The sequence below is a fragment of the Blautia glucerasea genome (assembly GCF_013304385.1).
Taxonomy (GTDB): Bacteria; Bacillota; Clostridia; order Lachnospirales; family Lachnospiraceae; genus Blautia_A; species Blautia_A ammoniilytica.
Genome location: NZ_JAAITU010000016.1, coordinates 17,897 through 30,787 on the forward strand (window position 1 = coordinate 17,897; position 12,891 = coordinate 30,787).

Genomic DNA, 12,891 nt, shown 5'->3' on the forward strand with positions numbered 1-12,891 from the left:
CATGTATTTGACCGGAAATTCCTGAAAGTGATAAGATTGTATGAATGATAATAAGTTTGTAATATGTGTTGAAAAAGGCGGTCAGCGTGACCAGGCAGAGTCGTTTGCCAGAAAGACTGGTAGCAGCATTGCCAGTCATCCTGGAAACGGTTTGACCGTGTTGTTTCATGCAAAAGGCGTTTCCCTTACAGGATATGGACTTGTATATCAGGGGGATTTTGAAAACATGCTTCACCGTGTGACCAACGGAAGGCTTCAGCATGAAATGCTGGTGCGCGCAGCAAAATCTGACAAAGAGGGGCGAAAAGCCATCGATGCAACAGCTGGTATGGGTGAGGATGCGTTCCTTCTGGCTGCACAGGGATATGAAGTGACTTTGTATGAGCAGAATCCTGTGATTGCCGTACTTCTAAAAGACGCACTTCGTCGTGCACGAAAGCATCCTGTATTGAAGGAGATTGCTGCCAGGATGAAGCTGGTAGAGGGCAACAGTGTGGAATGCATGAGAAAATTACTGGATCCTGTAGATGTGATCTATCTGGATCCTATGTTCCCAGCCAGGCAGAAATCAAGCCTGATCAATAAAAAGCTTCAGCTGATCCAGAAACTGGAACCTCCATGCTCAGCAGAAACGGATCTTTTTGATGCAGCGATTCAGGCAGACCCGGAGAAGATCATTGTAAAAAGACCGCTGAAAAGTGAATTTCTTGCAGGCAGGAAACCTTCGTATACATTGAATGGAAAAGCAATTCGGTATGATTGTTATACCCAATGAGAAAGACCAACTTACATTTATATAGTCTCCAGTACTCAGTTTACAAAAAGAGAGATAAATTCACATTTGATATAGTCTCCGGTATTTTAGAGTTCAAAAAAGGCTGTGAGCTGCCTGAGAGGTGGCAGTTCACAGCCTTTTTGCGGGTCTGACTACTCAATTTCGTCGATATCCAGGGAGTACCCGAGAACTTCTCCAACATCGGTGCATTGTCCTTTCAGGGTAACAGTATCGCCTTTTTTCATATTGGAAATAGCATTGCGCTGTGCATCATCTGAAATATAACATTGCACACCGTAAATGGAAAAGTCAGAATTTACAGGGTCAAGATTAATATACTTACCGGAAGAATCAATATTGGACAGTTTCCCTGTGATTTCCAGATAAGTGTCCTTGTAATGATCCGATGCATTCAGTGCGTTGTCTTCTAGTTCAGCTACCATATCATCTACGGATATAGATAAGTAAGTGATAGGCGTCACTGTTGTTTTTTCGCCAAAGGAGCCTGCTGATCTTGAACCTTTGGAAGACTCCTTTTTACCTCCGGAAGCAGCACCTACAATCATAAGGATCACAAGCAGCAGAAAGATCCATTTCAGCTTTCCACCCTTCACCTTTTTACGACACTGCGGACAAATCCTGGCATCAGCAGGAATTTCTGATTTACAATATTTGCATTTCTTGGTTTTTTCATTGTTCATATGTATTTCCCCCTCGTTTTGCATAAAAGTATAGCATATTATTAGGGTTATGATTCTCCCTCTAGGGGTGGGAAATTACGAAAAAACTGTACTGTGAAAGTGCTGAACATTTATGAAAAAGTATGAAAAATTATAAGTATGTTCTATACAGATTCACTTTGCATGCCACTGGATTTAAGTGGTTCAAACTGGTAGCGGCAAAGCTGTTCATTAACCTGAATGATACTGCCGGGACGGTCATTAAAACAGATCATCAGCAGTGCATCCCGTGGAATTTTGGCGTAAAGCTGCGGCATTTCATATTTTTTCAAAGCCTGTTGTGTCTGAGCAAGCGTAAGCTTTCCGGCATAGCAGATCCTCAGGATCACATCTCTTTGCCGGGTCTTTTTTTCACCGGATAACAGTTTATACCCGTATCCTTCAGGAATTTGTGCCTGGAGAAATGTCTGCTGCTGAGTGATATGATTATTTTTCAGACATTCTTTCAGATAAACACCAAAAGGATTGAGGGAAGGAAGCAGACTGTCCTCATAGGTACGGCAGTACTGGTCATATGTTCCGGTATGGGTGTTTTCTAAAATCTCCTCTAGTTCTCTGGTATTTTTTGTGCACATAGAAACCTCCTTGTGATAAAATCATAGTACGTTGTAAGAAGAAAAGGAATGATAAGCTTATGAATCTGGAAAATCAGCTAGTTCTTTCTTATTATCAGGAAATTGCAGTTTTGAATGAAGAACATCATATTTCAGTCGTTCAGCATCGTGAAACGAAGAAGATATATGTAAAAAAGCTTCTGACCGTTTACAACGGTGAAGTTTACCGACGTTTGCAGCAGCTTAATTTGGAAGGGGTTCCAAGAATCAGGGAGTTTTTGGAAGGGGAAGGACAGGCGGTCCTTATTGAGGAATATATTTCAGGAGATACCCTTCAAGAAAAAATAGATACCTGCAGATTAACGGAAAAGGATATCCGTCGATATACAGGAGAACTGTGCAGGATCCTGAACAGTCTGCATCAGCAGGAGCCTCCGATGATCCATAGAGATATAAAGCCTTCTAACATCATTATAACACCAGAAGACCGGGTAGTGCTGATTGATTTTAATGCTGCGAAAAGTTATACTCCGGGAAAAGCAGAGGACACCATGCTGATTGGGACAAAAGGCTTTGCGGCTCCGGAGCAGTATGGTTTTGGAAGCTCATCCCCGCTTACGGATATTTACGGGATGGGGGTGTTGATCAGGGAACTGACAGGACGGATCCGTGTATATGAAAAGGTTCCGGAGATTTACGAAAAGGTGATCCAGCGGTGTACCCAGATGAACCCAGAGGATCGTTATCAATCCGTACAGGAACTTGCTGGTACTTTGGGGAATACTAAGGATTTCACTTACAGTGATGGCAAAAGCCAGGAACAGAAGGAAACTCAGTGGAGAAAATACTGCCCGCCGGGATTCCGCACACCTGTATTGTGGAAGAATTTTCTGGCATTTGCAGGCTATTTTGTGCTGCTTAGTGTATCTATGGGGATTACTGTGGAAAAGACTTATGGGGCGTCACTTTGGATCAATCGGATTTGCTTTCTGCTTTGTGCTCTTGTATTGGTTTTTGTAGGCGGAAATTACCTTGGAATCCAGAAGCTGATGCCCCTATGCGGCAGTAAAAAGCGGAGCGTTCATTACCTTGGGATTGTTCTTCTGGATACGTGTCTGATCTTTTTATTGTTACTACTGTTGGAGATGGTCCTCAGGTATTTTTGAGTAATCATTTTGTGTTTTACAAGCAATTCGGAAAGTGCTATGATATCTTCAGAAAAGAATAAAGGAGGAATTTTGAGGATGACTCTTGAAGGTTTAAGAAAAGACATGGTTGCAGCCATGAAAGCAAAAGATAAAACAACAAAGGATGCGGTATCATCTCTGGTTTCCGCTGTTAAAAAAGCTGCTATTGATGCAGGATGCAGGGAGGATGTTCCGGAGAGTATGGTAGACCAGGTGATTCTTAAGGAATTAAAAACAGTAAAAGAACAGCTGGATACCTGTCCAGAAAGCAGAGAAGACCTGCATGCAGAGTATCAGGCAAGATATGATGTGATCGCCAAATACGCACCGCAGCAGATGGGAGCAGAGGAGATCCGTGCATATCTGGAAGAGAAATTTGCTGATCTTCTTGCAACAAAGAATAAAGGCCAGATCATGAAAACTGTAATGGGTGATCTGAAAGGAAAAGCAGACGGCAAGCTGATCAACCAGGTGGTGGCTGATATTTGCAAATAAAACCAGACAAAACAACGAGGCCACGATTTGCGGCCTCGTTATATTATTTCAACAAATAAGAGCGAATCACAGCTCTTTTTTTAATTGCCGGAAATCCCCAAGAGCCTTCCAGCCAATTTTCACAATCTTTTTAATGTTGATGGAATTAGTACCACCCTGTCTTGGTTTAAAGGAAATTTCAATAAATTTCACATGCTTTTTGTAGTATACAAAATAAGTGGTAAGCATGATATTGGGAAGATTGAAATCAGCAGGCATCTTTTTGATGAATTCTGCGGTCTGGTTTGCTTTCATAAGACGAAAAGGAGCATTGGCATCAGAAACACGGATACCAAAGATCATCCGAAGAAGTAAACAAACAATATTTTCCACAAATTTCCTGGATTTGCCGTCGCCTCGTACACTGCGCTGGCCGATCACTGCATCATAGCTGTTACGAGCTGCCCAAAACTGATGGAATTCCTCCGGGTTGGTCTGGCCGTCAGAATCTGTCTGGAAGATAAAATCAGCCCCATTTTTGATGGCGTAATCGTATCCGTAAAGCAAAGTAGGACCATGTCCGCCGTTAGGCTTGGTAAGAGGGGTGAGAAGCGGGCGTGTCTTGGCGCAATCACACAGGATCTGGTAGGTATTGTCTTTACTGCCGTCATTGATGATCACCAGTCTGGACTGTCCATCGCCGTTATATTTTTCTACAATCGGATACCATTCATCAATGGTACGCCGAATGTTGGTTTCTTCATTATAAGCCGGGATTACTATAAATAATTTATCCATGAAATTCTCCTTGTAATGTGTAGCGAAGCTGCCACCTGTTTTGATGCTTATAGGATACTATTTTCATGGCCGTTTGTAAATGCTGGTGAACTATGTAGCCAGCAGATGATATGCGGCAGTCTGCGTAGAGCAGATTATGAATAAGAGACGGGGACTCTTTTTTGTACTTCATCTGTGAGCCATCCGATCAGCAGGCCTGTGATCACACCAGACACCAGAAGTGCAGGTGCATAATACAAAAGGCTGGTATTTTCCACAATGACCATGGCTACAAGCAGCTGTCCCACATTGTGGGTGACGCCTCCTGCTACGCTGATGACTGGAATGGAAAAATCTGAGAATTTTTTCATAAGTGTCATGACGATAAGACTGAGGGCTGCACCGGACAGGCTATAAAGAATGCTGAACATATTGCCAAAAAGAAAGCCGATCACCAGGATCCGCACTGCAGATACCAAGGTTGCTTCTTTTAATGAGTATCTTTCCAGAATAAAAAGAACACTTAAATTGGCCAGACCAAGCTTAATGCCCGGGATCCCGGCGAAAACCGGGATCAGTGTTTCTACGTAGCCAAAGATAATGGCTACAGCTGTAAAAAGCCCCAGATAGGCTGTTTTTTGTTTCATAGATTGCTTCCTTTCATACAAAGAGAATCATAACATGGTCAAAAAGAAAATGCAATGAAAAGTTAGAATACAAAAATATAAATTAGACATATGTAACAAAAGTTATGGACATATAAAATGAAAGATGATACAATTCACAAGTTGGAAACATAATAGGTAAATAGCAAAAGGAGCAAACAGATTTATGAAAAATCAAAATTTCTATATGCGGGTTCTTTGCCTGGTGGTGATCATTGGTGCAGTCCTTTTTTATAATTCAAGAACCCAGGAAAAGGAATATCAGACACAGAATGAGGAGCTGACCAAGCGGGTAGATGCACTGGAAAAGCAGCAGCAGGAAATCCTTACAGCACTTCAGGAAAACTTTGATGTACAGGAGAAGGCAAAGGCAGAAAGCGAAAAGCAGAAAACAGAAACGACAAAAAGCGAAGAAAATGCAGACAGTACAGAAAATACAGACAGTGCAGAAAATGCAGACAGCGCAGAAAATGCAGACAGCACAGAAAATGCAGACAGCACAGAAAATGCAGACAACACAGAAACTGCAACCAGCACAGACACAGCAGATCCGGTATATAAGGATGGAACTTATACAGGAGATGGTCAGGGATTTGGCGGCAATATCCAGGTACAGATCACCATTGCGGATGATACCTTAACGGATATTCAGGTAGTCAGTGCAGAGAAAGAAGACAGTGCGTATCTTTCTCAGGGAAAAGCAGTGATTGACCCCGTATCTTGGAAGCCCAGAGCACAGATGTAGATACCGTATCCGGTGCTACTTTCAGCTCTACCGGTATTTTGATGGCAGTAGAGGATGCCCTGGGAAAGGCGGAAAATCAATGAAAAAGCGAATAAGAAAAACCCGGCTGATCAGGGCCGGGATACAGCTTTTGTTCTTTATCCTGGCGCCTTCTCTTTTTTCTACTGCATTTGCAGGAGTCAGATCCATTTTCGATTCCATCTCGCAGGGAACACCGGTAGAATGGAATTCTTTTCTTGATATCACAGGGATCCTGGTGCTTGCAACGATTTTATTCGGGCGTCATTTCTGTGGTTATGCCTGTGCTTTTGGAAGTCTTGGGGATGCTTTATATGAGACCTTTTCCTGGTTCTGGATCAAAGTCCTGCACAGGAAAAAGAAACCGGCTTATCCGGAAAAAGCGGTTTATTTTATGCAGAAGATCAAATATGTGATCCTGGCAGCTATTTTGCTGGCCTGTGCCACCGGAACATACGGAAAGCTTCAGGGTACCAGTCCCTGGGATGTATTTTCCATGCTTCGTGCAGGAAGACTGCCGGGAGCGTCTTATAAGGTCGGAGTCCTCCTTCTTGTTCTGATCATGATAGGAATGTGTACCCAGGAACGGTTCTTCTGCCAGTTCTTTTGTCCTATGGGAGCTGTTTTTGCTATTCTTCCCATTGTGCCCGGAGCACTTCTGAAAAGAGACAGGGCGAATTGTCCCCAGAAATGTGGAGCCTGTAAAAAAAGATGTCCTGCGCATCTGGATATTGACGGTGATACGTCCAGATCAGGGGAATGCATCTGCTGTCATGCCTGCCAGGCTATTTGTCCCAAGCAGAACATCCATACAGGCGATGCATAAGGGATGTTAATATTTGTAAAATACTATGATGACATGGAACTAAAGCATGAGTCGAGGGTAATTCTATGTCCAATGGTTAGAACAAACTTATTTACGTTTTAAATGATAAAAAAAGTTAGATAAGACTGATTGAAAAGAATTGACATTTTTTTCTATACAATATTATACTAACTAAGCACGGTTAGATGATACTAATAGATAGATCAGAAACAAATGAGAAAGAAATAAATGAGAAAGAGACAAATAAAAAAAGAAATAAATAAAAAAGAAATAAACCGAAAAGCAAATCCATATGGGAAATTCTTGCTTGCGGCAGTATGTGCAGCCGGGACAATCGCCCTCTGTCAGGCTGCATATGCCGCAGAGCCTGAATTATATACAGCAACAGATCTTGCCATGGATACGGTAGTTACAGAAAGTATTTACACCACCGGGGAAGATGTGACCGGAGAGATTGGCACCCTGCTTCGGAAGATAGAAAGCGATTGGCTTTCCTGGACTCAGGAGGATTCTATGATCGCCAGGATCAACGCAAGTGAAGGGCAGACCATGGAAGTACCGGATCAGCTGGCTTCTTATCTGGAGAAAGTAATGCAGTTAAGTGAAAACAGTAACGGTGCATTGGATCCTACTCTTGGACAGGTAATTCGTTTGTGGGATATTGGCGGCGAAAATCCTCACATTCCGGATGAAGATGAACTGAAACAGCTTCTGGCACTAACCGGTTATGAGAAAGTTCATCTGGAGGGAAACAAGATCACTTTGGATGAAGGCTGTACTCTGGATCTTGGGGCAGTTGGAAAAGGAATCGGCTGTGCAGAGGTTACAGATTATCTGCAGAAGCAGCAAAAGATCACGGCCGGACTTGTAAATCTTGGAGGCAGCAGCGTGCTGACTTACGGTACAAAGCCAGATGGAAGTAAATGGCAGATCGCTATCACGGATCCAAGGGAAACAGAAGGGGATTATCTGGGAGCAGTTGCCCTTGACGGTGGAGAATTTCTTTCCACATCCGGAGATTATGAAAAGTATTTTATGGAAGACGGGGTCAGATATCATCACATTCTGGATCCTGAAACTGGATATCCTGCAAATAGCGGTGTGTGTTCTGTAACCGTTGTGTGTGATGATGCAGTGGCAGCAGACGGCCTTTCCACAGCCTGTTTTATACTGGGCAGGGAAAAGTCACAGTCACTTCTGGAAAAATACAATGCAGAAGCACTTTTTGTAGATGAAGACCATCATGTGACTATGACCGATGGGATGAAAGAACGGTTTCGTCTTTTAAAGGACAGCTACACAGTAAAAGCATTACAGACCGATTAAAGAAATGATAGATGATTCCCAAAACATTTTTGGACGGGATATCTATAGATGAAAAATTATAAACTCAGAGAGGAGAGAGGTTATGCATAAGTGGAATGTATTGAAAAAAACAGCACCGGTTTTCTTAAGCCTGGCAGTGGCAGCAACCAGCATGCCAACCACAATCCTGGCAGCAGATGCATTTGGTGATGGTACCGTTGTAGAAACAGAGGATGTTTCCGCAGAAGAAGTGTCAGAGGATGTTTTGGCAGAAGAAGCACCAACGGATGCCAGCGTAGAAGAGGTGCCGGAGGACACTGCAGATGTGCCTGAAGAGGTAACAGAGGATGCAGCTTCTGAGGAGGATTCATTATTTACATCTGAAGAAGAGACTGTAGAGACCGATACTTTAGAGGCAGAGGATGTTGCTGATAGAGGTGAGGTTCAGGTTGCCGGTTACACCTATCCATGGACAAAGGTTGCAGATGGCTCCACTGCTCCGACAGGATACAATAAGATTGGTGATTCAAACGTTTACTATAAAGTAGATGAAAGCAACACTTATTTTTCATGGCGTTTTTATTATGGTAAGACAACTTTAAGTTATACAGATTTTTATAAAACAGGGCCATTTGACTCCACGGTTTATGATTCAGTAACTTCGGCAACAACGAAAAAGAATCAGCTTTTTGCAAATGCAGATGCAACTACACCTGATGAAAATGGATATAAGATCAATGGTGTAAAAAATGTAAGTGTTAAGGTTGGGGATAAGGATTATGTAGAGGCAAAGATCCTTGAAGCAGCAGGGGAACTGCCCTCTGATGGTGTATATGCAAAAGCGGCAGGGATCGTATTGAATGAAAGTCCTTCAGATGAAGTGGTTCAGTATAAAGTCTTAAGCTCCAGCGGCTCATATGGAAAATGGCAGATAGCAGATGCTGCGCAGACAAAGGTAACGGATGCAACAGCAACACTGGAAACCTCTTCACGCTGGGGAGATTATGTGATCAAGGTCAATGAGACAAGCACAAAGTATCTCCGCAATTCCAGAGAAGGAGATTTTGCGGTAGCTGCCAACGTACAGGGTGTGATCCTGAAAACAAAGAGCGGCAAGACAGTAGGCCTTCGCCATTTGCAGGAAATCTGGGTACAGCCATATGAACTGGCATTTTCCAAAGATGCAGGTCTTCAGGGAGAAACGATTACAGAGATTACTTACATTATTCCAGAAGGAAGATATGTATACTCTTTTGCAAATGGAATCTATGTAAAGAAACAGGCTACAGATGCTATGAAACAGGCTGTAACAGCATCTTTTGAAAACAAGAATACTGTCAAAGTAACAGGCCTGGACAAATTTAAAAATCCAAAGGTTTCTGTTTACTATGTAACAGGTTCCGGAAGAAATTCCAAGACGACCTACATGGCAGAGGAAACAGCAGTTACAATCGGTGAGGATGGATCTGCAGCAGTAACATTTGCAGATGAGAAGGTGGCACAGGCTGGCAAAGAGTACACCGTAAAGGTGACCAGTGATGATTATGCTGACCTTACCACTACAGCCGTAAGGTCTGAATCAGATGAATGGAGCTATATGTATGTAGGCCTTACCTGGTCTGAGTATTGGGCAAACGAAGGCGTATACATGGCAGGAAGCACAGAGGCAAATGCTGAGACTGACGACAGGGATGAACATGACAAAGGTGCATTTGATACAGTTACAAGAGCTACTGTGAATCACGGACTTCAAAGAGGAAGCTTCCAGTGTACTACAGTTATTTATACAACAGACGGAAAAACATTCCCGGTTCAGAGCTGGAGCGCAGATGGCGGCACTATGATCCTTACAGATGGAAGCACGGCTGCTTATAAAAGAGGCGTTATCACCGATGCTGAAGGTTCACATGTCCTGAAAGAGTATGATGTATATGGGCTGAAATATGTGCCTGTAAAAGTCAACAATGAGGATCTGGAAGCTTTTAAAGCAGCTTACGGAAGCAAGATCGTAGAGAATGGCGCAGCCATGAGCGGCGGCTACGGAGAACAGAAACTGAGTGCTTACACAGCAACTGCAACTGTTACTGAGAATACAAATGGTTTAAAGACAGCTGTATTACAGGAGAACGGAAGCTTTGCATTCAGTGCAAGAAACAATGCAGGTACAGAGTCCGGGCTTCAGGATCAGGCGTTAAAGACAGCGGATGGACTGGTCGTAACTGTAAAACCGGCAGATGGAAGCTACGGAGAATTTTTAAGAGTTGATCTTACCGGCAATTATGGTGATCTTGGTGCACATATGCAGGCAGTACGCTGGGATTACTATGGCACAGGTGAAACGGTTCTCGCATCTTATGGAACAAAATTCGCAGCAGATAACTGGATGCACAAAACAAACGGAATCCAGCTTGGACTGACAAATTCTCTTCGCTGCCAGCTTCCGGAAGGAACAGACGGAACCGGAAAATGGGTGATTACCGTTTATGCACTTGGATATGCAGATACACAGGTTATTGTTAATGCAGCAGAGGAAAATATAGTTAAGGCTATGGCCAATGCTACAGAAGAGGAAATTGCATCCGCAACATCTGCAGTAAATGCAGCAGAAGCATTGAAAGAAAGTGACTATACCGCAGAGTCCTGGGCTGCTATGCAGACAGAATTAGGCGAACTGAAAGATGCACTTAAAAAAGCAAAACCTAAGGCACCAGTATTAAATGAAGGGATCCAGCACTTAAATGCAGCAATCGCAGCACTTGTAAAGGCACCTGTCCCTACTGCAGTGCCGGCACAGCCAACTGCCACACCAACGCCTTCTGCAGAACCAACCGTAACGCCAACACCTTCCGTAGAGCCAACAAAGACACCGGCACCGGAAGTGAAACCTTCTCTTACTGTTAAGAAAGCTGTACTTAACCTGAAGACCAGAAAGTCCGCAGCTATCGTACCGGTACTTACCGGAATCAGCGGAAATGTAACTTATAAATCAAGCAACAAAAAGGTTGCTGCTGTTAATTCCAAGGGTAAAGTTACAGCGAAGAAAACAGGTAAAGCTGTGATTACTGTGAAATGCGGAAATTACAAAACAAAGGTAGCTGTTTATGTAAATGAGAAGCTGAAGCTGAAGAAGTCTTCCGCAGTGATCAAGGTAAAAGGAAAAACTTCTATCAAAGCAACTACAAATATTTCCGGTAAGCTCACATATACTTCCAGCAATAAGAAGATCGCAACCGTTACATCCAAGGGTGTTGTAAAGGGCGTAAAAAAAGGAAAAGCAACCATTACAGTAAAATGCAATGGTGTATCTAAGAAATTTAAGGTGACAGTAAAATAATATGAGTAAAAAATACAGCCATTGGGGAAAGCTTGCACCAGCGGCGGTTGTAATAGCAGCCATTCTTGTATCCGGAAAGGGCGATGAAGTCCTTTCCGGGCAGGAAATTGCACAGACACAGATCGTGAAGGCTTCCCAGTTGGCAATCTGGAAAACGGAATCCGTTTCTGAAACGGAAAATACAAAGAGCCAGACAGGTACAAAAAGTCAGACAGGCACAAAAAGCCGGTCTGACAAAACAAGTAATAAGAGGAATAGTATTAAGAAGGCCAGTCATACAAGACCGGCCTCTTCCTCTTCCGGGGCAGCAGTTGGAGGCGGAATGGGAACTACCCATACGCCTACCACAGCAGTTCCGTCAGACGGTTATCGGGACGGTACCTATACAGGAAGCGGCACCGGCTTTGGAGGACAGATTTCCGTACAGGTTATAGTTGCAGGAGGAAAGATCACAGCTGTGAATATTGTAAGTGCATCCGGAGAGACAGGAAGCTATCTTTCCAAAGCGCAGGGCGTGATCAGTAAGATTCTTTCTGCTCAGAATCCAAATGTGGATGCAGTAAGCGGAGCCACTTATTCTTCCAACGGGATCATTTCTGCTGTTCAGAATGCCCTTTCCAAAGCAGGGAAAAGCAGCTCCAGTACAGATGATGCCGCACAGGAAGAAGAACATCTAAGTGAAAAGGAAATGAAAAAGAATCTGTCACAGATGCTGTCCGGGCTTGATGAGGGAGCATCAGACGGTTATGAAGACGGAACATATCAGGGAAGCTCTCAGGGCTTTAACGGGATCGTTACGGTAACGGTTACTATTGCAGATGGCAGGATCACCCAGATCACTTCCAGTCACAAGGATACCCCAAGATTCTTCCAGAAGGCATGGGAGGGTATCCAGCCCAAGATCCTGGCAAATCAGTCTCTGGAGGGAGTGGATGCAGTAAGCGGAGCCACCTATTCTTCCGCCGGAATCATGGGCGCAATAAACGAAGCTCTTAGTAAAGCAAGGAAAAGCGTGGAGATTCCCTCACAGCCGATAACAGTACCGGAGGACGTTCCACTTACCCAGCCGGATCAGGATGATCCGGAACCCACAGCTGTACCAGCGCCTACAGCCACACCAATACCGTCAGAAACACCGATGCCAACGCCTGCCCCGGAGCCAGAAAATCCGGAGGTTACACCAGGAGCGGAAACTACGCCTACACCTTCTGTTCTCTATAAGGATGGTACCTATACAGGACAGTCCTATGGATACAGCGGTATTGTCACAGTAACGGTAACGGTTTCTGGAGGCAGGATCACAGCTATAAACCAGACTAACAGTGATTCCATAGAATATTTTGGTGATGCATGGGAAAGCATTTACCCACAGATCCTGGCAAAACAGGAAGCGGAAGGAATCGATACAGTCAGTGGGGCAACTTTTTCATCAGAAGGTATTCTGGATGCTGTTAAGACAGCTCTTGTCCAGGCAAAATAAAATAAAGAGGA

At 43.7% G+C, this 12,891-nt stretch carries 13 protein-coding genes; 9 read left to right on the forward strand and 4 right to left on the reverse strand.

Annotation, left to right across the window (positions count from 1 at the left end):
- Positions 1-40 precede the first annotated feature (40 nt).
- The gene (locus tag G5B11_RS08130) at positions 41-775 is read left to right on the forward strand and encodes a class I SAM-dependent methyltransferase (RefSeq protein ID WP_173727550.1); all 735 of its coding nucleotides are present in this window, start codon (positions 41-43) and stop codon (positions 773-775) included.
- A gap of 152 nt (positions 776-927) precedes the next feature.
- Here G5B11_RS08130 and G5B11_RS08135 read toward each other — a convergent pair whose 3' ends face one another.
- Together G5B11_RS08135 and G5B11_RS08140 are read right to left on the reverse strand one after the other, a co-directional pair.
- The gene (locus G5B11_RS08135; protein WP_173727552.1) at positions 928-1,476 is read right to left on the reverse strand and encodes an OB-fold protein; all 549 of its coding nucleotides are present in this window, start codon (positions 1,474-1,476) and stop codon (positions 928-930) included.
- A 143-nt stretch (positions 1,477-1,619) separates the two neighbouring features.
- Positions 1,620-2,090, reverse strand: coding sequence for a hypothetical protein (locus tag G5B11_RS08140; RefSeq protein ID WP_158422201.1), 471 nt, complete (start codon positions 2,088-2,090; stop codon positions 1,620-1,622).
- Between the two features lie 59 nt (positions 2,091-2,149).
- On the opposite strand from G5B11_RS08140, the gene G5B11_RS08145 reads away from it, so the two are divergent.
- Together G5B11_RS08145 and G5B11_RS08150 are read left to right on the forward strand one after the other, a co-directional pair.
- The gene (locus tag G5B11_RS08145; RefSeq protein WP_173727554.1) at positions 2,150-3,235 is read left to right on the forward strand and encodes a serine/threonine protein kinase; all 1,086 of its coding nucleotides are present in this window, start codon (positions 2,150-2,152) and stop codon (positions 3,233-3,235) included.
- Between the two features lie 78 nt (positions 3,236-3,313).
- On the forward strand, positions 3,314-3,751 hold the full coding sequence (locus G5B11_RS08150) for a GatB/YqeY domain-containing protein (RefSeq protein WP_158422203.1): 438 nt from the start codon (positions 3,314-3,316) through the stop codon (positions 3,749-3,751).
- 66 nt (positions 3,752-3,817) lie between these two features.
- Here the strand turns inward: G5B11_RS08150 and G5B11_RS08155 are convergent, their stop codons facing one another.
- Positions 3,818-4,528: a glycosyltransferase family 2 protein gene (locus tag G5B11_RS08155; protein ID WP_158422204.1), complete on the reverse strand. Its 711-nt coding sequence runs from the start codon at positions 4,526-4,528 to the stop codon at positions 3,818-3,820.
- Between the two features lie 134 nt (positions 4,529-4,662).
- Entirely contained in the window at positions 4,663-5,154 is a 492-nt protein-coding gene (locus G5B11_RS08160) for a Gx transporter family protein (RefSeq protein ID WP_173727556.1), read from the reverse strand.
- 184 nt (positions 5,155-5,338) lie between these two features.
- Here G5B11_RS08160 and G5B11_RS08165 point away from each other — a divergent pair, with 184 nt between their 5' ends.
- The 6 genes from G5B11_RS08165 to G5B11_RS08185 all read left to right on the forward strand — a co-directional run bounded on the left by G5B11_RS08165 (position 5,339) and on the right by G5B11_RS08185 (position 12,880).
- The gene (locus G5B11_RS08165; RefSeq protein WP_244092946.1) at positions 5,339-5,917 is read left to right on the forward strand and encodes an FMN-binding protein; all 579 of its coding nucleotides are present in this window, start codon (positions 5,339-5,341) and stop codon (positions 5,915-5,917) included.
- Entirely contained in the window at positions 5,893-6,000 is a 108-nt protein-coding gene (locus tag G5B11_RS19560) for an FMN-binding protein (protein WP_244092947.1), read from the forward strand. The genes G5B11_RS08165 and G5B11_RS19560 overlap by 25 nt, the downstream gene beginning before the upstream one ends.
- Positions 5,997-6,761 carry a 4Fe-4S binding protein gene (locus tag G5B11_RS08170; protein WP_173727557.1) on the forward strand — a complete coding sequence of 255 codons (765 nt, stop codon included), beginning with the start codon at positions 5,997-5,999 and terminating at the stop codon, positions 6,759-6,761. Before G5B11_RS19560 ends, G5B11_RS08170 begins: the two co-directional genes overlap by 4 nt.
- A gap of 228 nt (positions 6,762-6,989) precedes the next feature.
- Entirely contained in the window at positions 6,990-8,087 is a 1,098-nt protein-coding gene (locus G5B11_RS08175; protein WP_173727559.1) for an FAD:protein FMN transferase, read from the forward strand.
- 82 nt (positions 8,088-8,169) lie between these two features.
- Positions 8,170-11,400: a penicillin-binding Tp47 domain C-containing protein gene (locus tag G5B11_RS08180; RefSeq protein ID WP_173727561.1), complete on the forward strand. Its 3,231-nt coding sequence runs from the start codon at positions 8,170-8,172 to the stop codon at positions 11,398-11,400.
- A 1-nt stretch (position 11,401) separates the two neighbouring features.
- Positions 11,402-12,880 (forward strand): FMN-binding protein, encoded by a 1,479-nt coding sequence (locus G5B11_RS08185; RefSeq protein WP_173727563.1) that lies wholly within the window; start codon positions 11,402-11,404, stop codon positions 12,878-12,880.
- Positions 12,881-12,891: the final 11 nt, after the last annotated feature.

Coding starts and splice junctions, on each gene's coding strand:
- G5B11_RS08130 (WP_173727550.1), top strand. CDS start 41: ATGAATGATAATAAGTTTGTAATATGTGTTGAAAAAGGCGGTCAGCGT.
- G5B11_RS08135 (WP_173727552.1), bottom strand. CDS start 1,476: ATGAACAATGAAAAAACCAAGAAATGCAAATATTGTAAATCAGAAATT.
- G5B11_RS08140 (WP_158422201.1), bottom strand. CDS start 2,090: ATGTGCACAAAAAATACCAGAGAACTAGAGGAGATTTTAGAAAACACC.
- G5B11_RS08145 (WP_173727554.1), top strand. CDS start 2,150: ATGAATCTGGAAAATCAGCTAGTTCTTTCTTATTATCAGGAAATTGCA.
- G5B11_RS08150 (WP_158422203.1), top strand. CDS start 3,314: ATGACTCTTGAAGGTTTAAGAAAAGACATGGTTGCAGCCATGAAAGCA.
- G5B11_RS08155 (WP_158422204.1), bottom strand. CDS start 4,528: ATGGATAAATTATTTATAGTAATCCCGGCTTATAATGAAGAAACCAAC.
- G5B11_RS08160 (WP_173727556.1), bottom strand. CDS start 5,154: ATGAAACAAAAAACAGCCTATCTGGGGCTTTTTACAGCTGTAGCCATT.
- G5B11_RS08165 (WP_244092946.1), top strand. CDS start 5,339: ATGAAAAATCAAAATTTCTATATGCGGGTTCTTTGCCTGGTGGTGATC.
- G5B11_RS08170 (WP_173727557.1), top strand. CDS start 5,997: ATGAAAAAGCGAATAAGAAAAACCCGGCTGATCAGGGCCGGGATACAG.
- G5B11_RS08175 (WP_173727559.1), top strand. CDS start 6,990: ATGAGAAAGAGACAAATAAAAAAAGAAATAAATAAAAAAGAAATAAAC.
- G5B11_RS08180 (WP_173727561.1), top strand. CDS start 8,170: ATGCATAAGTGGAATGTATTGAAAAAAACAGCACCGGTTTTCTTAAGC.
- G5B11_RS08185 (WP_173727563.1), top strand. CDS start 11,402: ATGAGTAAAAAATACAGCCATTGGGGAAAGCTTGCACCAGCGGCGGTT.